Below are 22,720 nucleotides of genomic sequence, written 5' to 3'. Positions count from 1 at the left end.
TGACATAAATGACGGTCTGTCATGACAGAGTCCTTCTATCCCACACTCCCCGCTATCAGTTCTATGCTGGAAGCGATTCCCGCCCCCGCTGTGTTGCTGGATCGCGAATACCGTATTCGCGCCGCCAATGACGCCTATCGCCGCACCTTTCAACAGGACGGCGCGTTGCTCAATCGCCATTGTTATGAAGTGTCTCACGGCTATTCCGTGCCTTGTGATCAGGCGGGGGAGACCTGCCCCTTGCGTCAGTGTCAGGAGAGCGGCCGACGGCAGCGTATGCTGCATATTCACAACACGCCGAAGGGGCGCGAGCATGTGGATGTGGAGCTCAGCCCGATCCGCGACGAAGAAGGCGAAATTCGTTTCTATGTCGAGATTATGCAGCCGGCGCATCCTGGCCGCAGGGAGCGCAGCGAACGGCGCATGATCGGCTTCAGTAACGCATATACGCACATGCTGGAGCTGCTCAGTCGCGCCGCGCCGGCGGATATCAGCGTGTTGCTATTGGGGGAGTCGGGAACCGGCAAGGAGCTGGCGGCGGAATACCTGCATGAACGCAGTCCACGCGCAAGCAAACCCTTTGTCACCGTAGAGTGCTCGGGGTTGACCGACAGTTTGTTTGAAAGTGAACTGTTCGGCCACGAGAAGGGCGCTTTTACTGGCGCGACGCACCGTAAAATTGGGTTGGTTGAGGCGGCTGAGGGCGGCACGCTTTTTCTGGATGAAGTTGGCGATATCCCTCTAAGCATGCAGGTTAAGCTGTTGCGCCTGCTGGAATCTGGCGCCTATCGTCCAGTCGGAGGGGTGACCACGAAACAGGCGGACTTTCGCCTGGTATGCGCCACGCATCAGCCGTTACAGGAACTGGTGCGGGAAGGGCGCTTTCGCCAGGACCTTTATTACCGCATCAGCCCTTTCCCCGTGCGCTTGCCGGCGTTGCGGGAGCGGGGCGACGACGTGCTTCATCTGGCCCGACACCTCCTCGATAGTCTTAGCAAACAACGTATTCTTAACTTCGCAGAAAGTGCGGAGCATTGGCTGTGGAAACAGTCCTTTCCCGGTAACATCCGTGAGTTGCGCAACCGGATTGAACGGGCGATTCTGCTCTGTGACGGCTCGGATATCGAAGCGTCTCATCTGCAACTTGATGAAGAGGCGACCTCTGCTAACCGCCCCCTTGCTGCGACCTCAGAGGATGAGCTTCTGACTTTGGATGAGGCCGAGCGTTGCTACTTGCGACAGGCGCTTGACCGGCATCAAGGCGATAATGCGTCCCTGGCCAAGGCGCTGGGCGTTAGTGAAAGAACGTTATATCGAAAAGTCAGGATGCTGAAATAGGGGCTATGAATACCCCTCCGATAGCTGGTAGAGGACAACCGGCATCGGAAATAAAGCGAGTAAAAAGGGAGTATAGGAATGGGCGCTTTCCTTCGAAGGCTGTTTGCCGTTTGTATGATTGTTCTGGGTGGAATACTTTTCCTGTGGGGAGCGTCCGACTTGTTTACGGTGAAGAGCATCATGGGCGATAAATTTGTCGCAGGCGGGAAAGATAGCGCGGAGGCGCTTGTCATTCTTCTTTTGGGAATGGCCTCTATCGTGTATGGCGTCTTCGATATCAAGCTAACGAGAAGCTAAGCGTAATAATTTGAGCGCGATCTGTGGTGTCACTATGGCGTCATGTTGTGGCTGGCGGTGACTGTCGCGCCTCTCTTTGCCGCTTATATTGGGCGTTCTAAAACCTGCTCTATTGTTTCCCTGATTTTACTGAACTCCATTTTCCCGCAAATCGCGTCAGCGCCCGCTTTCTGAATTTTCGCGTTACCCTGCGCATGAGATGAAACCGCGATGATTTTTAACTGGGGAAAGCGCGCGCGAATCTCCCGCGTAACTTCATCGCCTTTGCAGTCGTCCAGATCGAAATCAACCAGCGCCAGATCAAAGCGTTTTGACTCCAATGCGGCCAATGTGGACGCTTTATCTGGCGTCACAGTGATCTCACAATCCGATAAAAAGACATCTTGCGCCGAGGCGGCGAAGACGGGGTGATTTTCGACATAAAGAATGCGGGTTTTCATTGCGTGTATTGCGTCGATGATGGTTCGGACGATGCGCTGTCGGGCTCGCTATTCAGTCTCTTTCTCATTTCTTCCAATAATAAGTTTCTTTTGCTCAATGTGGTTATCAACAACAGCGCCAGGAAGCTCAATAGGAGCATGCTGATGATTGCGCTGATGTGAGGGCTTAACGGATAAACTAATGTATTGATCAGCAGCCACATAAACGCAGCGCCAAGTATAAAGCCTTTTATCCCTCCCGATGGAGATCCTGCAATCTTCAGTATGAGTTCGTCATTGCTCAGTGTATCGAGCGGCTTGCTGAGTCGCTCTATCCAGCGATCAATGAGAGTGTGGGGGATAAGTCTGGCTGGCTTGTTCTGCCTGTCTGTCGGCTTGACGACGCTGGCGCAGAGAATAATAGCGATCAGGTATGTCAGGTAGGCTGTCAGCCCGTAGGCGATCAGCCGTTCAGAACTCAATGCTTGCTCTGGCGTCTGAAAGATAAAATAAGCGCCGGCTTCCAATAGCAGGCAATAGCCTGCTCCCAACACCGCAAAGGCGCCTAGTTTCGCATTGGAGAGAGATTCTCCACTGGCTTTGGAGTAATAGTGCGCGCTTAACGCGGAGCATAGTATCGCGCCGAAGAGTAAACCCAATTCAACAAAGGCGTAGGTGAACAGAAGAATAATGGGAACTAGCGCCAAGATGGATAGTGCGAATAAAGCCAACGCACGAAGGAAGGGATAAGGTTGCATTCTGGCCACGCTTCAAAACAGAGCTTATGAATAATCAGGTTAGTCATAGTTTTCTATGGCGCCCAACCCTGCGCGCCTATATCGGCGGCATGATGCCGCCTGACTTAAGCTGGTTAGGCTCTGCATAATGTTCTGGCGGTCATGTGTTCTTAACTACGCAAATGCTCCGCCAAGTAATCAATAACCGCTTTGACGCGTTTTATCTTCGCTTTGTCTTTTGAGTAAACCAGATACATGCCGTTTTCAAACCGGTTGGGCGTGATGGCGTAGTTGGGCATCAGGCGTATCAATTCGCCGCGTTTCACTGCATTCAAGACGCCATGATCCGCCAGCAGGCCGATGCCGCCGTGGTTCAACGCGCAATGCAGGATGCTTTCGGTATTGTTGGTGAGCAGATAAGGGCTTTGCATGGCGATGCGTTGTTGCGATGCGCCATCATCAAATATCCAGCTACTGTGAGGCGATGAAAACCGGTAGGCGAGCAGCCGGTGATCATGCAGGTCTTTGGGATGTTTGGGCTCGCCGTATTTCTCAATATATTGGGGAGAGGCTATTAGCCAGAATTCGTAGGCGCCGAACTTTTTCGCCAGCAAGCGGGAATCGTTCAGTCTGCCGAAGCGAACGTAGATATCATGCAATCCCTCGTTAGGGTCAATGACGCGGTCATCGCAATCCAGAATCACCGTCAGATCAGGGTAGTGGTCTCTCAAACCCGCCAGAGCGGGGGCGATAAAGTAAGACGCGAACCACCAGGGAGCGGACAGACTCACTCTGCCTCCCACTTCCTCTTTTTGCTGGCGCAGACAATCACTGACCTCATCCAGAGACGTCACCAGCGGCGCCGCCTCTTCATACAAGCGTTGCCCCTGTTGGGTTAACGCCACCATGCGTGTGCTGCGGGTGAACAGCGCCACATTCAGCTCTTTCTCCAGCTCGGTTATCTGTCGGGACACCGAGGACGCGGATAAATGCAACTCGGCTGAAGCCTGGGCGAAGTTCAAATGTTTGGCGACGGAGAGGAAAACGCGGAGGGCATGCAGGGATCGGATCATTGTTGCGAATATTCAAAGTATGAAAAAGATAATTCGAGATTAAACAATAATACCCGCCTCGCTAATCTACAACCCGTTTATATAGCCAAGGCGCTGCGAGCTATGAGTGGCGGCGCCGAATAACAGGAGCATGACGGATGAAGAAGGTATTAATCGTAAACGGCGCGGAACCCAAATCAGGGGTGGCGGATGGAAGCTTCAATGAGGGACTGATCAGCGTGGCGATGCAGGCGCTGCAGCCGTTTGCAGAGGTGCGGACCAGCCGAGTAATGGACGGCTATGATATCTCCGAGGAGCAACAAAAATATCTGTGGGCGGACCTTATCGTTCTGCAGTTTCCCGTGTATTGGTTTTCCGCCCCGGCGGCGTTGAAGCGTTACATCGACGATGTCTACGCGCACGGCGTTTTCTTCGCCGGTGCTGAACGATATGGTGAAGGCGGATTACTTAAAGGCCGGCGCTACCTGCTTTCCACCACCTGGAACGCCGCTGAAGAAGCCTTCCATCCTGAAGGCGGCGTACTGGCCGGACTAGCGGCGGATCAAGTGCTGACCTCCATGCATATCACCCAGCGATACGTTGGGCTCACACCTTTGGAAAGCTTCGCTGCGTTCAATGTCATCAACGAACCCCGTTTCGAGTATTGGGCGGAAAGATGGCGGCGTCATCTGACCTCGCTATATTCATCACTTACCTTTGAGTTGTTGAATGGACGTTCGCCGCAAAATATTGGGCTGAATCAGGCGGATCTAAGCGCGTCAACTTGACAGAAATGATGTCGCACATCATCATCTTAACTGACTTAATGGTCAGTTAAGATGATTGGTGGGAGGTTTGGTGAGACCGCAGACAGGAAGAATAAAGCTACTGCAAGCAGCAATGACGCTGTTTGAAGCAAATGGCTACTTCGCCACGACGATTGAGCAAATCTCGCAGCAGGCTGGAGTATCCAAAGGACTTACTTACAACTATTTCAAGAGCAAGGAAGAGCTGCTCATTGCCTTGGTGGAAGACGCCTCCAATAGAATGGCGTCTGTATCCTCCACACTATTCGAGGGGCGTAATGCCTCTGAGTCGGTCGCCAGTTTCCTGAACGTGTTTTTTACATTTCTGAAAACGGAAAAGACTTATCTAAAGCTCCAGCTAACCATTCTGCATACGCCCGAGTTGCGCAAAATTGTGGACGCCGCGGTGAAGCAGCGAGCGGAAATGCTGCTGAAACAGGTGAGCCGTTGGATGAAGGATTTGGGGGTTGAGAAAAGCCGCAATAACGCCAGAATCATCCTGGCCATGCTGGATGGCGTCGCCCTGCATTATTTATCGATCTACGACAACTATCCGCTCGACGCCGTGCAGAAACAGCTCACGCGAAACATATTGGACCTCTGTCGCCAACATAAGGAAGAGTGACATGCTGAAAATTACGCCTATTGAAAACAATGACTCCCTGACGCCGCTAAAAATCGCCTATCTGAAGGGTTGCGTCGCCCCTCTCGATGGCATGTGGTTGAACGGGTTCCTGCCTTTTTCGCAGCATCTTGGGTTGTTCGACGGCGATACGCTGGCGGGTTACGCCTGCGTCAACAGTGAGGGATATGTATTGCAGCTTTTTCTGCCATCCAGCCACCAAAACCAGTACGCGCCAACATTGCGCCGTATTCTCGAACAGGGTGGAAAAGACTATTCAAAAATTGCCGGTGCTTTTGTCAGCACCGCTGAGCCTGCATATCTATCGGCGTGTCTGGATGTGTTCAACAGTTTCCAAGTGAATGTCTTGATGTATGAATATGACATCAAGGCGGCAGGGACGCATAAATTATCAGATCAACTGCCGATGGAGTTCGCCAGTACCGAGCAACTCTCAGAGTTTGTGGCTTTTACCGCGCATAATATTCAAGCGCCGGAGGAGTGGCTGAATTATTATTTGGGGGGCTTGATCGAGCGCAGGCAACTTTTGGGCTACTGGCGAGATGGCGAATTAGTCGCCAGTGGAGAAATGAGGCATGACCCGACCTTTCAAGCCGACAGTGTGGATATTGGCGTGATTGTGGCGCGGGAGCACAGAAAGCAAGGCATCGCTGGAAAAGTGATCCGAACCCTGGCCTCCCGAATCAGAGAAACTCAGCGACGTCCAATCTGCTCCACAGAAAGAGAAAATATCGCTGCGCAGACAGCCATCGCCAGGGCGGGTTTCGTCTCCAGACACAGAATCGTGCGTTTCGACGCCTGACTTCATCTGTCCACAGAGGCTTAGCATTCGCTATAGTGGCGCTGCGAGCTGGAGGGGGCGCTCAGTCTGATGGTGAAAACATTGGTTAATGCGTCGCTGGATGAGATCGCGGAGCTTAGCCATTCTGATGATCGCCGGACAGTGCAGCTTTTGTTTTTGAATGAGAAGGATTGATTCGAATGGCGCATGAACGGCTTGGAAATATTGACGCAATGAGAGGTATTGCTGCTTGTTTGGTGATTTGGCAGCATAGTTCGGAAGTCTTCACTCAAGTTCCTGATATCGCCTCTCATGGCGTCTTTCTCGCTGATGTGGCCTGGTCTGTCGATCTGGGACGCGTTGGCGTGGTTTGTTTTTTTCTCATTTCAGGGTTTGTGATTCCCTATAGCTTCTCCGCGGGCCTTGGGGCTTTGAAACAGTTTGGCGTGCGTCGCTTTTTTCGACTCTATCCTGCCTATTGGGTTTCTATCCTAAGTGCTTTGGCTCTGGCGTATTTGCTTTCGGGAAAAATATACCCCCTCGAAAATATCGCCGCCAACTTGACGATGTTGCAGACCTTCTTTGCGGAACCTCATATTCTGGGCGTGTATTGGACTCTGCAAGTTGAGGTGGTGTTTTATGCGCTCTGCGGACTTCTCTTTTTTTCGGGTGTGCTTCATGATCACTTCTATCAGCTGAGCTTTTGCTTTCTCGCGCTAAGTGCGTTTTGCGCGCTCTCGATAGCGACAAAAGTTAGTCCTGCATTTGATGGCGTCAATAAGGAGCTGATTTATATCCCTTACGCCCTGTCAGTCATGATGACCGGGACCATCTTGAGGACGCTATTAACTACGACTTTAACACCTCGCACCATGAAGATGTTGCTAACTGGTCCGGTATGCGTATTTGCGATTCCGGCGCTGACTGGGGTGCTTCATCTTTTGGGGATGGATGTTAACGGCCAGCCTGTACGATTCGCTGCGGGACATATGTTAGGCGTAGCATTATTTTTGGTGGGATATAAACTGCTCAAATCAGCTCCTCCTATCGCTATCTGGTTAGGGATGATCAGTTACTCTATGTATCTCTTTCATCCCTTGGCGATAAAGCTGGTCGCCACGCTAAGAGCGCAGAGCTGGGCTTCAGATGTCGCGTCTCTGCATATGGGGGTCTATATGTCAGTGTGCATTATCATCACTGTCCTGATGGCGCATTTCTCATATCAATTTGTGGAGCGGCCAAGTATTCGGCTTGGTTATATACTGTCGCACAAGTACAGGCGGCCGCAGTCTGAGCAATGTGCTGAGAGAGTGGTGAATTGAGGCAATACCGGGCAAATAGACGGGAGCTATTTGTTTGTCGGATGAATAAGACAGCATTGCACGTGTACCTATCGAACAATAGAACAAAATAAGGCGAAAAAATGTCCCTGACCGGCGCTACCCGCAGTAAATTATCCCGCAACTATGCTCTGATGTGTCCCGACTCCCATGTGCCATTGAGTTTGCCGCAGTGGAAAAACTGTCAGGTGATTTATACGGCGTCGCCGGAGATGGGGGCGAAGTTTTGTCAGTTTCTGGTGAATATGAAAGCCGGCGGTAGTTTCTGCTCGGAGAGCCCGTCGGATGAATTTTTGCTGCTGGTGCTGGAAGGAGAAATAGCGCTGAGTTTTAGTGGTGAGACTCATCGTTTACAGCAGGACGGTTTCGCGCACCTGAAGGTGGGGGAGCGCTTTGAATTGTCGAACCGAGGCGATTCTTCGCGGCTACTCGCGTTTCAGAAGAAATATGCGCCGATGCCGGAGGCGACGGATGCGGTTACATCCTTTGTCAGCTCCCTGGCGCAAGTCCCTGCGAAACCCTTTCTTGGCGATGATGGCGCGTTGTTGCAAGCGCTGTTGCCGGATGCGCCGGCCTGGGATTGGGGCGTCAATGTCTTTGAGTTTCAACCCGGCGCCACGCTGCCCATTGTGGAAATGCATTTCATGGAGCACGGTCTGTACTTTCTGCAGGGGCAGGGCGTTTACCGTCTGGGAAGCGACTGGCATCTGGTGGAGCAGGGCGATGCGATCTGGATGGGGCCTTATCTGGAGCAGTGGTTCGCCGCAACGGGGAAAGTCTCCAGCAAGTATATCTACTACAAGGAAATGAATCGGGCGCCGGGGTTGTAGCGCTGCTTGCAACCACTCGAACGAGTGGACTCCTGTCCACAGCATGTCGTTTAGGCGACAATGCTGGCGCCACATCCCGGCGTGTGAGGCGAATAGTGATTCGCCCCCTGACTGCTCACAGTCAGGTAACAAAGCTAGAGCGCTGGTAGTGATGTTCGCCTTTGTGATTCTTGGCGCGTAGTGCGGTTTAGTAATCGAAGAAGAAAAATAAGGCCCAGGCACATCCCTGTTAGCACAGTAGAAGAGGGCTCCGGCACTTGGAAATGTATGAGGCTTTCCACCTGGGCTTTGCCGGAAAAGTACGGCAGCGACTTGACATAATCTGTGTCCAAAAGCAGTCCGGCGGCCAATACTCGGTCTGAGGGGAGAAGTGAGCCGTCGAAGAATCGAATGTTGGGGGTTGTGGAGGCGTCACTGTTACTGACTTCCACTGTGTCGCCAATATTCAGTGTGAGTCCTTCAGACAGGAACGCCTCGGTATTGAAAAGAGGAACCAGATTAAGTCCGGTTTCCGTATCACTGAATGTAGGAATTGCAAAGGGCTCCAGGCCGGTAAGGCCGCCAATTCCCAGGTCCGCGATGTTGATAATAAGCTCTTTGCCTTTGTATTCTGTGATGATAACGCCGATATCCACATCTTCTTGCTCGGGAATCGTAAATCGTATGGCGCCGTCTCCATCGCGGTCGAAAATAGTCTGAATTACTTCCCCGTCATTTTTGTATTTCACGCCAATAGCCGCAGTTCCGCCAGGGTCGACGATGACATCAATGACGCCTGCGAATACAGGTTTGCATATGACCAGAAATGTTATAAGAACTCCAAGTAATGTGCGCATCATGCTGCTGTCCTTTTTCTTGAACGCTAATCCGGCAACCAAATCGCTTCCTTCTATTTGGCTGAAATGACAGGGCCTGCACCTGTCAGGCTCTGTCTCTCGCGGCTTGCCGCCGCGCAGGCGCATCCATGCGTCTGGTTATTAATCTAATATTGCTGTATCGGCAAGAATAACTGCAGCGTCTGGCCAATGATTTCATACTGTTGGGGTTCCATTGGGGGAGTGCTGTTTTCTCTAACCGGCTCTTTAGTGGCTGAGCTGCTGGGGCGTTATCGGGAATGAGTGAAAGTAACCGCCGTGCAGACCTTGGAAAACGCCAAGGAATACGGCTGTCTGAAGCCATCATACTCTCTGAATTGGAGTAAGATATTTAGGTTTTTTCCTGACCAAGTATGGGGCGATACTCTACTTTTCAGTTAAGGAGTAGTATGGTTGAGGCAGAAAATAATTTGTCATTCATGCAGTTATCGCCATCCCGGCGAAGAAACGCTCTCAGTTTTCGAGTAAGGTTGATGTTAAAAAAAGTGCTGTTTTTATTGGGTTGTATACTCGTCATTGCGATCGCCTGGTGGGCGTTCAAACTGATCGGTAAGCTGGTGTTTTTCGCCGTGCTGGCCATCGGCGCTTATCTCCTGTGGACCAAGGTTATCAAGCCCAGCTCCGGCGGGTAACGTCTTCAAGGGAGTGGCAGTCTGATCCAAATGCTATTAATCACACGGGTCTCCGCCGCGCAGGCGCTACTTGCCAGCGTCGGAGTTTTCCTTGTTGTTCGCTCCTACGTTCGCATCAAACGCATAAAACAACTGCCAGTAGCAATAAAGCGCTGCGCCGCTGGCGAGCATGCCCCACAGAGGTTCGCCGGTGGCCCATTCCAGCGTCGCCCAGAACAAGCAGAACACCGTGATGGCGACACGTCTCCATACGGGGCGAAAGAATTCCAAATCTCGTTGCTGCATGGGCGTTATCTCTATGTGCAGGGTGATGAATTGACGCGACGTTTCGGGTAAACGTCGACAGGACGGTTAGTTTGCAGTATCCCGGAATGGTTGGCCAGTCCGGGGTAGTTTTTAGTAAATGCCAGAAAGCGATCAGGAGTTCTGAGCAGGGAGAGTTATTCTTGATCTTCCCACGCATATGGAAGCAACTCGGCGACATCATCAAAGTCGATAAACGCAACGATCTTGCCTGATTGATCCTTGATTTCCCAGCCTTCGAGAGGGCTCCACGCACTGAAGTCGTAAGCCCCCAGCCCGCACTCATGCTCAATAGCTACAACGTAACGCCCTGCTTTTTTGGGAGCCTCTGCTCGGGTCCACTGGACCTTTTTAGGTTCGCGTTTCATTACCATTTCATCCTAAACTCTAGTGCTTCTTCCGCATAACTTTTGAGAGTTTTTTCCTCAGTTCGAAGAAACTCGTGACCATTATTCCATATAATTGTAAGTAGCATATAATAATCTGGGTTTAAGTATCCTGGACAATATAGCAAAAATGCATCACTAGTTCTTTTGTCCTGGATTCGTAAATGAAGTTTCTCAACTCGGAATCGCTTTTCGTCAAGCAAGTGGACGTGTTTGACTTTTTCTTCCCAAGCTAGCTTGGGGCTCATAGTGAGAACATCCTTGCCAAACATTTTACCTGGATCTCCGGTTTCAACATAATATTCGAAGGCATCAATCACCTTCTTTACAGCAGGAATGTTTTTCTGATATTCAATGTCTTTACCGTAAAAAAGTTTAACCGCCATGTCCTTTAAATCCTTTTGACTTCATTTCCTCTCGAATCTCTCGCTCTTTACGGGCCTTCGTCATAGCTGCTTTAATTTCTTCCAGCTCATGAATAGTTAATGCCTCTGGCTGCTTAAGTGCTTTTTTCTTACCTTGAACGTCTTTTACTGACATAAAAAATATTCCTCTAGAAGTCTACTTCCATTATATGGCTTGGTAAATTTGGTGGAATAGTGAGTTGGGCCTATATCAGAAATGCTGCTCATCCGGTGCTAGTATGAAGCTCAAGATAGACAATGCTCTGCGATAAATTGGAGAGTGCCTGTAAATTATATTTTACAAATATTGGCTAATGGACAAGAGTTAATTTTTAAGTTATGTGACTATTTGGGGGAGGCGTCAATTTATGTATTTAATGCGTAAAGGGTATTTTTTAATATTTTCTCTTATTAAGTGAGAAATATGACGAGTCTCGGGGTAATCAGAATATGTCGTGAAGACACTAGGTGGTACATTCTGTGCGACCATTTACATAAAATTACATTTTGAAAAAGAGGCGAGAGTTTAGCCGCACATCCCTGCCTCTTTGAAAATCAATTAGTTATTATTTTAGATGCTTTTTGTACTTGTCTGGTTTGCTGAATCGTTAGGTTTTTCCGCTAGGAAGCGTCTACTTCATCGTCGGCATGGAAAACTCGGCGCCGGCGCGGAGGCCTGTTGGCCAGCGGCTGGTGATGGTTTTCATGCGTGTGTAGAAGCGTACGCCGTCCGGGCCGTGCATGTGCAGGGGGCCGAACAGGGATCGTTTCCAGCCGCCGAAACTGTGGAAGGCCATGGGAACGGGGATGGGGACGTTGACGCCGACCATGCCGACCTGGATTTCTTCGCAGAACTGACGGGCGGTGTCGCCGTCGCGGGTGAAGATCGCCGTGCCGTTGCCGTATTCGTGCTGGTTGATCAGGCGAATGGCTTCTGCGTAGCTGTCGACGCGTACTACGCACAACACCGGCCCGAAGATTTCCTCTTTGTAGATGCGCATGTCCGGTTTCACATGATCAAACAGTGTGGGACCGACGAAATATCCTTGCTCATTGCCGGCGCAGACAAAGTCGCGGCCATCGCGAATCAGCGTGGCGCCTTCTTCGATGCCTGAACCAATATAACTGCGCACTTTGGCGGCGTGTTCTTTCGACACCAGCGGTCCCATGTGGGCTTCTTCCGGCAGGCCGAGACCAGGACCGACGCGCATGTTGTCGATCTCGCTTTGCAGACGGCTGACCAGGGTGTCCGCCACCTCATCGCCCACGCAGACCGCAACGGAAATCGCCATGCAGCGCTCTCCCGCAGAGCCGTAGGCGGCGCCCACCAATGAGCCGACGACCTGTTCAGGATCGGCGTCCGGCATGACCACCATGTGGTTTTTAGCGCCGCCGAGGGCCTGCACACGCTTGCCATGCGCGGACGCGGTGGCGTAGATGTATTCTGCGATAGGCGTGGAGCCGACGAAGCTGACCGCCTGCACGCGCTCGTCGGTCAGCAGCACGTCGACGGCTTCTTTGTCGCCGTTCACCACATTGAAAACGCCGTCGGGCAGGCCGGCTTCTTTCAGCAGTTCAGCCAGACGCAATGGAACGGACGGATCTTTTTCCGATGGCTTCATCACAAAGGTATTGCCGCAGGCGATCGCCACCGGGAACATCCACATGGGCACCATGGCCGGGAAGTTGAAAGGCGAGATGCCGGCGCAAACCCCCAGAGGCTGCATCAGGCTGTAGCTGTCAACGCCACGGCCTACATTCAGGCTGTGCTCGCCTTTTTGCAGGTGTGGAATACCGCAGGCGAATTCGACAACTTCCAGACCTCGCACCAGTTCGCCCTGAGCGTCGGAGAACACTTTGCCGTGCTCCAGCGTGATTAACTCCGCCAGCTCGTCAGCGTGCTTTTCCATCAGCTCTTTGAATTTGAACATGACGCGGGCGCGGCGCAGCGGCGTGACTTCCTTCCAGCTGGCGAACGCGGTTTCCGCTGCGGCAATGGCGGCGCGGGTTTCGTCAGCGCTGGACAGGGCGACGTTCAGGCGTTGCTCGCCGGTGGCGGGATTGAAAACCGGACCGACGCGGCCCGAGGCGCTGTCGCAACGAACGCCGTTGATGAAGTTACCAAGAGTTTGCATGTCGAATACCTTTTTCATTTGCTGCGGCGCGCCTGCGCAGAGGCGCGCGTCATCGGAGATGCAGGGCCCGTGCCGGGCCGGCGTTTGCTGTATGGGGAAACGTTGGCGGTTATTCCGATAGCGTAATACCCGCCTCGGCGCATAGCCGTTTCAGGTTGTTGGCGCCCATCGTGGCGTAGGTTAGCGGGTGGGCGACGGCAGGGTCCTGCTCCGCTTCCACTACCAGCCAGCCTTTGTAACCGCTGGCATGCAGGCCTTTGAACAGGGTTGCATAGTCAATGCCGCCGTCGCCGGGAACGGTGAATACGCCGTTGAGCACCGCATCCAGAAAACTCAGGTCCCGGTTTTTGGCGTCCGCCAGCACTTGCATGCGAATGTCTTTGCAGTGCACATGGTTGATGCGATCGGCATGGCGTTGCTGCACTGCAATGGGATTGCCGCCCGCATAGGTTAGATGCCCGGTGTCGAGCAACAGGCCCACGGAGTCGCCGGTGTTGGCCATCAGCGCGTCAATCTCTTCCTCGGTTTCCACCACCGTGCCCATGTGATGGTGATAAGCGATCTTCACGCCTTGCTCCAGGCAGTAATCCGCCACTTGCGTCAGCTTGGCGCCGAAGGCTTCCCACTGGTCTTCCGCCAGGCGCGGACGGTGAGACACCGGCGTGCTTTGATCGCCATGCACGCAGCCCGTGACCTCACAATACACCATCGCCGTGGCGCCAAGGGATTTCAGCAGATGCAGGTGATCCTGAATGGCGGCGATTTCCGCTTCCACGCTGCGCTCCAGCAGTTGGCCGCTGAACCAGCCTGACACCAGACGCAGTCCGTGATGGTCCAGAATCGGACCCAGCACTTCCGGTTTGCGCGGGAACTTGTGGCCCAGTTCAAAGCCGGCGAAGCCCGCTTGCTTGCCTTCGCTGAGGCACACTTCCAGCGGCGTGTCGCCGCCCAGGGAGGGCAGGTCGTCGTTAGTCCAGGTCAGAGGGTTGATGCCGATACGTACGCTCATTAGATAACTCCAGATATTCCGCCAAAAGTGATTACAGATTTTTGAACTGACGAGCTTTGAAGCTCTCGTAACGGCGGCGGGCCTCTTCGACCTGCGGACGTTCGGATACTTCCGCGACCGCCACGTCCCACCAGGCCCCGCCGTCTTCAGTGACTTTCAGGGGATCGGTGTCGATGGCGATCAGATAACTGATATCGGACGCCTTGGCGCGCTCCAGGGCGGCCTCCAGCTCCTTGATGCTGCGCACGCTTTCGGATTTGGCGCCCAACGCGGCGCCGTGGGCGGCGAAGTCGATGTTGGGCGCGCCGCCGTCAGCGGTGAGGCAATCGTCCAGCAGATTATTGAAACCAGGACCGCCGCAGGCTTGTTGCAGACGATGAATACATCCAAAACCACGGTTATCCAGCACCACGATGATGATTTTCTGCCCCAGCATGACTGAGGTGGCGATTTCGGAATTGAGCATCAGATAAGAGCCGTCGCCGACCATGACGAACACTTCCGAATCCGGCTTCGCCATCTTGGCGCCGACGCCTCCCGCCAGCTCATAACCCATGCAGGAATAGCCATACTCCAGGTGATAGCCTCTGTCATAGCGGGTGCGCCAGAGCTTTTGCAGATCTCCCGGCAGACCGCCGGCGGCGCAAACCACAATGTCTTTTTCCCCCGCAGCGCGATTGACCGCGCCGACCACTTCTGCGTCGGTTGGCAGGTCGGCCTGATGATCGGCGGTGGCGTTGTCCACGGTTTTATGCCACTGCGCGCGTAGGTGTTCGGCCTTTTCAATCCACTCTCCGTCGGGGCGCCAGTCGCCCAGAGCATCCTGCAATTGCGCCAGCGTCAGTCTGGCGTCGCCCACCAAGGGTTGCCCCTTGTGCTTGACGGCGTCGAAAGAGGCGACGTTGATGCTCAACAACCTGGCTTCGGGGTCAATGATCGCGCGGGAACCGGAGGCGAAATCACCCAAACGCGTGCCGACGGCGATGATCAGATCCGCTTCAGCAGCGAGCGCATTGGTGGAGGCGGCGCCGGTGACGCCCAGCGAGCCGATGTTTTGACGATGATCCCAGGGCAGAGCGCCTTTGCCCGCCTGCGTCTCCCCGACTGGAAATGCATAGGTGGAGACCAGATTGTCCAGCTCCGCCAGCGCGCCGGAGTAATGCACGCCGCCGCCGGCGACTAGCAGCGGCCTCTTCGAGGCTTTGATCATGGCGATGGCGTTAGCCAGCTCTGTGGCGTCCGGTGTTTGACGACGCAGGCGATGGATTTTTTCCGCAAAGAAACTTTCCGGGTAATCGAACGCCATTGTTTGCACATCCTGCGGCAGCGCCAAAGTCACCGGGCCGCACTCGACGGGGTCCGTTAAGACACGCAAGGCCTGCGGCAGCGACGCCAGTAATTGTTCCGGGCGAGTAATGCGATCAAAGAAACGGCTCACCGGTTTGAAGCAATCATTGGAGGTCAGGGTGTAGTCGTGGAAATTCTCCACCTGTTGCAGCACCGGGTCGGGGATGCGGGTGGCGAAGGTGTCGCCGGGCAGGAACAGCACAGGGATGCGATTGACGTGCGCCACGGCGGCGGCGGTCACCATATTCACCGAGCCGGGTCCGGCGGACGCAGTGCAGGCCATCATCTGACGACGATTCTGCGTCTTGGCGTAGGCGATCGCGGCGTGAGCCATGCCCTGTTCATTGTGGGCGCGATAGGTGGGAAGCGCGTCGCGCACATGATGCAGCGCTTCGCCCAAACCGGCGACATTGCCGTGGCCGAAGATGGCCCACATCCCTGCGAATAAAGGTTTAATCTCGCCATCCACATCGACCTTTTGCGCGATCATATATTTGATCACCGCCTGCGCCATGGTCAGTCTTATTGTTTTCATTCGGCTTAGCCTCTCGTCTTTGCTGATCCGGACGTTGGTCCGTTCGCCATCCCCGTCTGTTTCACGCAGGGAGGGCGGGCTGTTATTAACATGGCAATCATATTGGCATGTTGATAATCAGGCGTATGAATGCGCCTGCGCGGCGGTTAGCCGCGGGAGACAGGGCCTGACATGTGCAGGACCTGTCGTTGCAGACAAATAGAAGGAAGCTATTTGCCTGCCTGGTTAATAAGTAAATCGGTTAGGGCTGCAGGCTGTTGCGTTGCTTCCAGCAGGCGACCAGTTCCAGATAGTTGGCGGCGACCGCGTCGATCAGCTCCTGGTCGTTGAATTCGCCGCGCAGCCACTTGCGGCTGGGGACGCTGAAAATTGTGCGCCCCACGGCGAAGCCTTTGCAGATATCGAAGCCGGCGCTGTCCATAAAGCCTTTTTTCAGTTCTTCCGCCGGCGCGTCCAGACCCAGCATCACCACACCGCGGCAGTGGGGCGAGCGTTGCGCGATCAAGTCGCTGATGCGACGCCAGTTGGCGGGCGATTGTGGCGGCAGTTTCCACCAGTCCGGCTTGACGCCCAGGTTGTAGAAGCGGGCCATGGCGTCGATATAAACATTGTCGGTAACGTGCTGGTCGCGGGGCGGAATCAGCTCCAGCAACATTTCATGACCGGAGTCGCAACAGGCCTTGTACAGCTCGCGTACCTGGCGCTCTTGCGCCGTGCGCAGGTCAATGCAGTCTTCCGGGTGGTAGAACACCAGACACTTGACGATATGTTCCCTGGGCCAGGTTTTCAGGCGCGCGCTGACGCTGCGGCCGCCTTCCAATTCCAAGGGGCGTGAGCTGGGAAACTCCACCGGGCGACCAATCCACCAGCCGCGCCCGCTGACGTCATTGAGCGCGTCCTGTCCATAGGTGTCGTCAACCAGGACGCCGACCTGACTATCGCCAATGCCCTTGGAGCCCAACTCCGTCGCTTTGACTAACAAGCGCTTTAGTTGCTTGATGCGGGACAGGTCTGCGCCTTCTTCCCGCGCCATATCGAACAGCTGCTTGCGATGATCGAAAGCCAGAATGCACAGGTCGCTCCACTGGGCGCTGTTGCGCTGGGTGGTGACTCGATGCAGATAGTTCAGCCGTTCGTCCAGATCCGGGCGGGGAATGGATTGCGCCCGCGCCATGTAGTCGTCCAGCTCTTCCGCACTGGGAATGGCGGGCGCGCAGCCATGGCGGGAAACCACCAGCGCGCCACAGGCGTTGGCGTAGGCACAGCAGCGCTCATAGGATTCGCCGCGCAGCCAGCCGCGTAGAAAGCCGCTCATGAAAGCGTCGCCGGCGCCGAGCACATTGAGCACGTCCACACGCACGCCGGAATACACCTTAAAAGCTTCCGCGTTGACGGGAATTTCGCCGTCAAGCACGGTGCAGCCCTGGGCGCCCAGTTTCAGGACGATGGTGGCGTTGGTCAGCGTGCGAATCGCCTGCAGGGCGGCGATGGTGTCGGTGCTGCCGCCAGCGATGTGTACTTCTTCTTCTGTGCCCACAATCAAGTCAAAGTGGGGCAGGATGCTTTGCAAATGCCGGGTGACGCCTTCGCTGGAAATAAAGCGGGTTTCGCCGTCGCCGAGGCTGGTCAGGCCCCATAGCACGGGGCGGTAGTCGATATCGAGAATCCGCTTGGCGCCGGCGGCTTTCGCATATTCCAGCGCTGTCATGCTGGCGCGGTAAGTCTGGTCCGTGGAGAAGTGGGTGCCGGTGATCAACAGGGCTTTGGAGGAAGCGATAAATTCGGGAGTGAAATCACCGCTGTCCACCGCCATGTCGGCGCAGTCGTTGCGATAGAAAATCAAAGGGAAAGTGTCTTTATCTTTGATGCCGAGAAGCACCAGACCGGTCAGGCGTTCTTTGTCGGTGACCACATGGCTGACATCGACGCCGGCCCGGGCCAGTTCTTCGCGGACAAAGCGTCCCATGTGTTCATCGCCGACGCGGGTCAGCATGGCGGATTTCAGGCCCAGGCGGGCGGTTCCATATGCGATGTTGCCGGAGGAGCCGCCGAGGTATTTGGCGAAGCTGTTCATGTCTTCCAGGCGGCTGCCGATTTGTTCGCCGTAAATGTCGACGGCGGCTCTGCCGAGGCAGATCAGGTCCAGAGTTTTGTCTGTACTCATATTATTGTTTATCTCCCGTGGCCGGGAACTGCGGCTCCCATAACCATACATCGAATTCCCCCGGCCTGTCTCCGTGCTGACGCAGACATCGCCGACATTTCATTTTTCCAAAAGAATAGAATAAAAATTCCATAATGACAATAGATGGAAAATACTTTCTTTTTATCAGGGAGAGTGGGCTGCAGCCCCTGGCGCAGGCGGCGCAAAACTTGCGCAAGGCGAACGGTGACAGCGCTACGAAGGCGGTCTTTTCTATTTGCTACGAGCGGAACAGGGTGGTTTTCTAACACGTTGTGGAATAAATATTCCAATAGCGGTGGCGGTTTGGTATCAGACGCCCCGCAGGTTAAGCGCGATGGAGGTTCAAAGCAGATTGGCGACGCCTTGAGCCCGATGGGGCTCAAGGAAGACTTGGCGGAGAAAACAGGAGAAAACAGACGTCAGGCGTCCCCGGCGCCGATAATTCCGATTCTATGAGTCATGATTGCATTACCTTCTCTGTTGTCATTAATGCCAGTACTTATCGACATAGCGTTGGATCTCTTCGCGCATAATGATCCGCTTCCAGTTGTCCATGGCGTTCTCCCATTCGTCCGGGTAAGGACTGGACCAGCGGTACATGAGGTGCAATGAGGCCATCACGACGCCTCTTGCTGGTGTTGAATTCCTGAGGGATGCGTTATTGGGAGAGTGCGTTGCGAATATGCTCCATACTCTCTTTCACGGCCTGCAGAGGATCTGTGAGACTCCAGATCGCTTCGGAAAAAGGCTCGAAGGAAACTGGCCCGCGATAGCCGGCGACCAGCATTTGTTGTAGCTGCTCGACATTGCCCAGCCTGTCTCTGGGTCCGACCAGTACACGGTCGCCGTCCAGCATATCGGTAAAGCTGAGAGCAGGATCTTCAATACCGGATATATGGACCAGTCCTGTGCGTTGGGGAAACAGACGCCGCTCATCCGCGCCGCGGTGATGGAATGTGTCGTGGACCAGTTGCAAACAATCTGCGCCGTCTATGGCGTCAATGGCCGCCAGCGCTTCTTGCTTGAAACGCAGAGAGGAAACGGGGAACCCAAGCGGCTCGACGTAGCCCTGAAGCCCCTGCTGTTGCAGAATTTCCTTTAATGCCTGTAGCGCTCGGCGTAGCGCTTTGTCTTTGCTGGCGCTGGGCTCTACCTGGGTTCCGTCGTTCAAGGGACACATCACCAGCGCCTTGGCCCCGCAAGTGGCGGCCAGATGGGCCAGTTTTTCCGCCTGTGCGGCGCGCTCGTCGTTCCAGATATTGAAGGGGTAAAGGGCGTTGACGCTCAGAACCTCAATACCCATTTCCGCCGCCTTGGCGCTAACGGCTTTAGCCTGTTCAAGGTTGGTAAGGCTGTTGTCGCCGATATCGTTGCGCAGCTCAATGGCGTCAACGCCGAGGGACGCGGCGGCGTCCAGCAACGCAAGCGGCGTGAGGGAAGGGCATATCATGTGATTCAACGCGAAACGAAGCGTGCCGGAATAGGGATAGGACATAGTCGGTTTACCTTGTTGTTATTTGTGTGCGTCGGGGACTCACTATTGTCGTTACTGTGGTCCTTAATTTGTGCGTGACCCAGCAGGTCGGCGGTGTTCAGGACTTGTGCGAAAAAAATTAAATCGTCCCTCGTCTGGGCGTCAATCAATCCCATCACCGAGACATCAAATCACCTCAAAAAACATCATTTGCAGGAGTGGGGCAGAGCGAGTCCTGAGGTGATTACATCAATGCAATCGCGTGGGAGGTTATGAACGCTCGGCGGCAAGCCGTTTTAGAGGCGAGTCGGTTCATATGAAACTGCGATGAAATAAATATTCTGTTTATAGCGAGCCGTCGCCGCGGCCTTTATACCGCGGGGGTTGAGGGAAAACGCATAGGGGGGCGGAAAAAGGGTTGACAAATTGGGGCGGCAGGTGCAAATTGGAATATATGTTCCATCATATAAATATCTGGAATAAAAATCTCGATATCAAGGATGCGGAACTGCACTGAGGCGAAACGGCGGCGGTTGGATCTGCGGCCTATGCGGACGCACATAAATTGACCACAATACGCGTTGCGCCGATGTGATTCAAACCGGAACCAACAATAAAAAAGTGAGTGCAACGGGTACTCGAAATCAAAGAGGATAATTATAAGATGAAAAAGTTAGCCTTGAGTGTCTTGGCGTCAGCCATGTTTGCCGGCTCCGTTGCGGCCGCTGATCTTAAAATTGGCGTATCCATGGCCGTATTCGATGATAACTTCCTGACCGCTTTGCGTAACGGCATTGAGTCCGCCGCTAAGGAAAAAAACGTAGATGTGCAGATTGAGGACGGTAAGAACGAAGTCGGAACGCAACTAAATCAGATTCAGAACTTTATTGCGTCGGGCGTGGACGCAATCATCGTCAACCCTGTCGATACCGACGCCACCGTGTCCATGAGCAGCGACGCGGAAGCCGCCGGCATTCCCCTCATATATGTCAACCGTCAACCTATCAACGTTAACCAGCTTCCGGACAACCAGGCGTTCGTCGCCTCCAACGAAGAAGTGTCCGGCACCCTGCAGGCGGAAGAAGTGTGTCGTCTGCTGGGCGGTAAAGGCAACGTGGTGGTTATGATGGGTGAACTCTCCAACCAGGCCGCTATTCAGCGCACCAAAGACGTGCACGAGGTCATCAAGCGCAAAGAATGCTCTGGTATGAAAATCGTCGCGGAGCAGACGGCGGAATGGTCGCGTTTGAAGGGCAACGACCTGATGACCAACTGGCTGTCCGCAGGTCTTGAGTTTGACGCAGTGATCTCCAACAACGACGAAATGGCCATTGGCGCGCTGCAGGCCCTGAAAGCGGCGGGCCGCAAGATGGATTCCGTTGTGGTCGCAGGCATCGACGCCACCCCTGATGCGCTGGCTGCGATGAAATCCGGCGACTTGGATGTGACGGTATTCCAGAGCGCTAAAGGTCAGGGCGCGGGTGCGGTCGACGCGGCTGTTCGTCTCGCCAAAGGTGAAAATGTGGATCAGAAAGTGTGGGTTCCCTTTGAGCTGGTGACGCCGGCCAATCTGGACAAGTACCTGGGCAAGTAGGTCGATTTTCCATCTTAGGCAATGCGGAGGGATTGCGTTATGAGTAGCGCATCAGTAGTGGAGGCGGTGTCTGTGAACAGCGCAATTCCCCAAAATCGCAATTACGAATACGTGCTTGAAGTGGCCAATGTCCGTAAGGAGTTTCCCGGCGTGGTGGCTCTGGACAATGTCTCCCTCAGGATTCGTCCAGGGACGGTGCATGCGTTGATGGGAGAGAACGGTGCGGGCAAGTCGACGTTGATGAAAATTATCGCCGGCATTTATCAGCCTGACAAAGGACAAGTGTTGCTGCGGGGCGAGCCGGTGCGTCTGGAGAAGCCGCTGGACGCCCAGGAAGCCGGCATCGCCATGATTCATCAGGAGCTGTTGCTGATGAACCCTATGACCGTGGCGGAAAATATCTGGATTCGCCGCGAACCCAAGGGGCGATTCGGGCTGATTGATCATGACGAGATGCGTCGTCGCACTCAGGAATTGTTCGACCGTCTCAATATCAATCTTGATCCGGATGCGGAAATCAGCGAGCTGTCAGTCGCCAACCGGCAGATGGTGGAAATCGCCAAAGCGGTGTCCTTCAATTCGGACGTGCTGATCATGGACGAACCGACGTCGGCGATCACGGAAACCGAAGTCGCCCATCTTTTTGAGATTATTCGCGACCTGCGCGCCAAAGGCATTGGCATCGTCTATATCACTCACAAAATGCATGAGCTGTTTGAAATCGCCGATGAGTTTTCGGTGTTTCGCGACGGCCAGTACATTGGCACGCACCTGTCTTCCAACGTCACTCGTGACGACATCATTCGCATGATGGTGGGGCGGGAGGTATCGCAGATGTTCCCGAAAGAAGAGGTGGCGTTGGGCGATGTGGTGCTGTCCGTGAAGAACCTGAGCCGTGAAGGCGTGTTCCGCAACGTGTCTTTCGACGTGCGCGCGGGAGAGATAGTCGGGTTTGCAGGGTTGGTCGGCTCCGGCCGTTCCAACGTCGCTGAAGCCTTATTTGGCGTCGCCCCCGCCGACGGTGGGGCGATTCAGATCAACGGCGAATTCGTGCAGATCAAATCACCCAATGAAGCGATTCAGCATGGCATGGCGTTTCTCACGGAAGACCGTAAGGAGACGGGCTGTTTTCTACCTTTAACCATCCAGGAAAACATCCAGTCGGCGGTGCTGCATCAGAAATTCGTTAACAAGGGCTTCGTGGCGGAAGCGGAGCTGGCGAAAGAAGCGGTGGAAATCTGCAATAAGTTGCGGGTGAAAACGCCGGGCATGGATGAAGTGATCGAGAACCTGTCAGGGGGCAATCAGCAGAAAGTGCTGATCGGCCGCTGGCTGCTGACCCATCCGAAAATCCTGATCCTGGATGAGCCTACGCGGGGCATCGACGTCGGCGCCAAAGCCGAGATACACAGCCTGATCACCCAGCTGGCCCACAAAGGCGTGGCGGTGGTGATGATCTCCTCCGAACTGCCGGAAATACTCGGCATGAGCGATCGGGTCGTGGTTATGCATGAAGGGCGCGTCACCGGCATTCTGGACCGGGCGGAAGCGGATCAAGTGAAGATTATGGATCTGGCGGCGCAGTAAGCCGCTGGTGA

24 protein-coding genes are annotated in these 22,720 nt (G+C 54.3%); 10 read left to right on the top strand and 14 right to left on the bottom strand.

What is annotated here, in order from left to right; all coding sequences use genetic code 11:
• The first annotated feature begins 21 nt into the window (after positions 1-21).
• Together O5O45_RS20615 and O5O45_RS20610 are read left to right on the top strand one after the other, a co-directional pair.
• Positions 22-1,338 carry a sigma-54 interaction domain-containing protein gene (locus tag O5O45_RS20615; RefSeq protein ID WP_305901225.1) on the top strand — a complete coding sequence of 439 codons (1,317 nt, stop codon included), beginning with the start codon at positions 22-24 and terminating at the stop codon, positions 1,336-1,338.
• 78 nt (positions 1,339-1,416) lie between these two features.
• Entirely contained in the window at positions 1,417-1,635 is a 219-nt protein-coding gene (locus O5O45_RS20610; protein WP_305901224.1) for a hypothetical protein, read from the top strand.
• A gap of 83 nt (positions 1,636-1,718) precedes the next feature.
• Here O5O45_RS20610 and O5O45_RS20605 read toward each other — a convergent pair whose 3' ends face one another.
• The 3 genes from O5O45_RS20605 to O5O45_RS20595 all read right to left on the bottom strand — a co-directional run bounded on the left by O5O45_RS20605 (position 1,719) and on the right by O5O45_RS20595 (position 3,864).
• Positions 1,719-2,075 carry a response regulator gene (locus O5O45_RS20605; protein ID WP_305901223.1) on the bottom strand — a complete coding sequence of 119 codons (357 nt, stop codon included), beginning with the start codon at positions 2,073-2,075 and terminating at the stop codon, positions 1,719-1,721.
• Entirely contained in the window at positions 2,072-2,812 is a 741-nt protein-coding gene (locus O5O45_RS20600; RefSeq protein ID WP_305901222.1) for a hypothetical protein, read from the bottom strand. Before O5O45_RS20600 ends, O5O45_RS20605 begins: the two co-directional genes overlap by 4 nt.
• Before the next feature lie 149 nt (positions 2,813-2,961).
• Positions 2,962-3,864 (bottom strand): LysR family transcriptional regulator, encoded by a 903-nt coding sequence (locus O5O45_RS20595; protein WP_305901221.1) that lies wholly within the window; start codon positions 3,862-3,864, stop codon positions 2,962-2,964.
• A gap of 137 nt (positions 3,865-4,001) precedes the next feature.
• Here O5O45_RS20595 and O5O45_RS20590 point away from each other — a divergent pair, with 137 nt between their 5' ends.
• From O5O45_RS20590 to allE, 5 genes are all read left to right on the top strand, one after another.
• Complete coding sequence (locus O5O45_RS20590; protein ID WP_305901220.1) at positions 4,002-4,631, top strand: NAD(P)H-dependent oxidoreductase; 630 nt, start codon at positions 4,002-4,004, stop codon at positions 4,629-4,631.
• A 70-nt stretch (positions 4,632-4,701) separates the two neighbouring features.
• Positions 4,702-5,274, top strand: coding sequence for a TetR/AcrR family transcriptional regulator (locus O5O45_RS20585; protein WP_305901219.1), 573 nt, complete (start codon positions 4,702-4,704; stop codon positions 5,272-5,274).
• Between the two features lies 1 nt (position 5,275).
• Positions 5,276-6,094, top strand: coding sequence for a GNAT family N-acetyltransferase (locus O5O45_RS20580; RefSeq protein ID WP_305901218.1), 819 nt, complete (start codon positions 5,276-5,278; stop codon positions 6,092-6,094).
• A gap of 179 nt (positions 6,095-6,273) precedes the next feature.
• On the top strand, positions 6,274-7,395 hold the full coding sequence (locus O5O45_RS20575; protein ID WP_305901217.1) for an acyltransferase family protein: 1,122 nt from the start codon (positions 6,274-6,276) through the stop codon (positions 7,393-7,395).
• Between the two features lie 101 nt (positions 7,396-7,496).
• On the top strand, positions 7,497-8,243 hold the full coding sequence (gene allE / locus O5O45_RS20570; RefSeq protein ID WP_305901216.1) for a (S)-ureidoglycine aminohydrolase: 747 nt from the start codon (positions 7,497-7,499) through the stop codon (positions 8,241-8,243).
• A gap of 134 nt (positions 8,244-8,377) precedes the next feature.
• Here the strand turns inward: allE and O5O45_RS20565 are convergent, their stop codons facing one another.
• Complete coding sequence (locus tag O5O45_RS20565) at positions 8,378-9,205, bottom strand: hypothetical protein (protein ID WP_305901215.1); 828 nt, start codon at positions 9,203-9,205, stop codon at positions 8,378-8,380.
• Between the two features lie 386 nt (positions 9,206-9,591).
• Here O5O45_RS20565 and O5O45_RS20560 point away from each other — a divergent pair, with 386 nt between their 5' ends.
• Positions 9,592-9,750: a hypothetical protein gene (locus tag O5O45_RS20560; RefSeq protein WP_305901214.1), complete on the top strand. Its 159-nt coding sequence runs from the start codon at positions 9,592-9,594 to the stop codon at positions 9,748-9,750.
• 66 nt (positions 9,751-9,816) lie between these two features.
• Here the strand turns inward: O5O45_RS20560 and O5O45_RS20555 are convergent, their stop codons facing one another.
• The 10 genes from O5O45_RS20555 to O5O45_RS20510 all read right to left on the bottom strand — a co-directional run bounded on the left by O5O45_RS20555 (position 9,817) and on the right by O5O45_RS20510 (position 19,549).
• A complete protein-coding gene (locus tag O5O45_RS20555; RefSeq protein WP_305901213.1) occupies positions 9,817-10,035 on the bottom strand; it encodes a hypothetical protein in 219 nt (72 codons plus the stop codon).
• A 155-nt stretch (positions 10,036-10,190) separates the two neighbouring features.
• A complete protein-coding gene (locus tag O5O45_RS20550; RefSeq protein ID WP_216737874.1) occupies positions 10,191-10,421 on the bottom strand; it encodes a hypothetical protein in 231 nt (76 codons plus the stop codon).
• The gene (locus O5O45_RS20545) at positions 10,421-10,825 is read right to left on the bottom strand and encodes a type II toxin-antitoxin system YafO family toxin (protein WP_011395107.1); all 405 of its coding nucleotides are present in this window, start codon (positions 10,823-10,825) and stop codon (positions 10,421-10,423) included. The genes O5O45_RS20550 and O5O45_RS20545 overlap by 1 nt, the downstream gene beginning before the upstream one ends.
• Entirely contained in the window at positions 10,815-10,979 is a 165-nt protein-coding gene (locus O5O45_RS20540) for a hypothetical protein (RefSeq protein ID WP_305901212.1), read from the bottom strand. Before O5O45_RS20540 ends, O5O45_RS20545 begins: the two co-directional genes overlap by 11 nt.
• A 496-nt stretch (positions 10,980-11,475) precedes the next feature.
• Complete coding sequence (locus tag O5O45_RS20535) at positions 11,476-12,978, bottom strand: CoA-acylating methylmalonate-semialdehyde dehydrogenase (RefSeq protein ID WP_305906233.1); 1,503 nt, start codon at positions 12,976-12,978, stop codon at positions 11,476-11,478.
• A 109-nt stretch (positions 12,979-13,087) separates the two neighbouring features.
• Positions 13,088-13,987: a myo-inosose-2 dehydratase gene (gene iolE, locus O5O45_RS20530; protein ID WP_305901211.1), complete on the bottom strand. Its 900-nt coding sequence runs from the start codon at positions 13,985-13,987 to the stop codon at positions 13,088-13,090.
• Between the two features lie 31 nt (positions 13,988-14,018).
• Positions 14,019-15,869, bottom strand: coding sequence for a 3D-(3,5/4)-trihydroxycyclohexane-1,2-dione acylhydrolase (decyclizing) (gene iolD / locus O5O45_RS20525; protein WP_305901210.1), 1,851 nt, complete (start codon positions 15,867-15,869; stop codon positions 14,019-14,021).
• Positions 15,870-16,110: 241 nt separating this feature from the next.
• On the bottom strand, positions 16,111-18,033 hold the full coding sequence (locus O5O45_RS20520) for a bifunctional 5-dehydro-2-deoxygluconokinase/5-dehydro-2-deoxyphosphogluconate aldolase (protein ID WP_305901209.1): 1,923 nt from the start codon (positions 18,031-18,033) through the stop codon (positions 16,111-16,113).
• Positions 18,034-18,540: 507 nt separating this feature from the next.
• Entirely contained in the window at positions 18,541-18,672 is a 132-nt protein-coding gene (locus tag O5O45_RS20515; RefSeq protein WP_305901208.1) for a hypothetical protein, read from the bottom strand.
• Between the two features lie 40 nt (positions 18,673-18,712).
• Positions 18,713-19,549 (bottom strand): TIM barrel protein, encoded by an 837-nt coding sequence (locus tag O5O45_RS20510; protein WP_305901207.1) that lies wholly within the window; start codon positions 19,547-19,549, stop codon positions 18,713-18,715.
• Positions 19,550-20,192: 643 nt separating this feature from the next.
• On the opposite strand from O5O45_RS20510, the gene O5O45_RS20505 reads away from it, so the two are divergent.
• A complete protein-coding gene (locus O5O45_RS20505; protein ID WP_305901206.1) occupies positions 20,193-21,122 on the top strand; it encodes a sugar ABC transporter substrate-binding protein in 930 nt (309 codons plus the stop codon).
• Positions 21,123-21,161: 39 nt separating this feature from the next.
• A complete protein-coding gene (locus O5O45_RS20500) occupies positions 21,162-22,709 on the top strand; it encodes a sugar ABC transporter ATP-binding protein (RefSeq protein WP_305901205.1) in 1,548 nt (515 codons plus the stop codon).
• The last annotated feature ends 11 nt before the right edge of the window (positions 22,710-22,720 follow it).

The sequence above is a fragment of the Hahella sp. HNIBRBA332 genome (genome assembly GCF_030719035.1).
GTDB lineage: Bacteria > Pseudomonadota > Gammaproteobacteria > Pseudomonadales > Oleiphilaceae > Hahella.
Note: the sequence above shows the minus strand (reverse complement) of the source record. Positions and strands in the feature narration are given on the sequence as shown.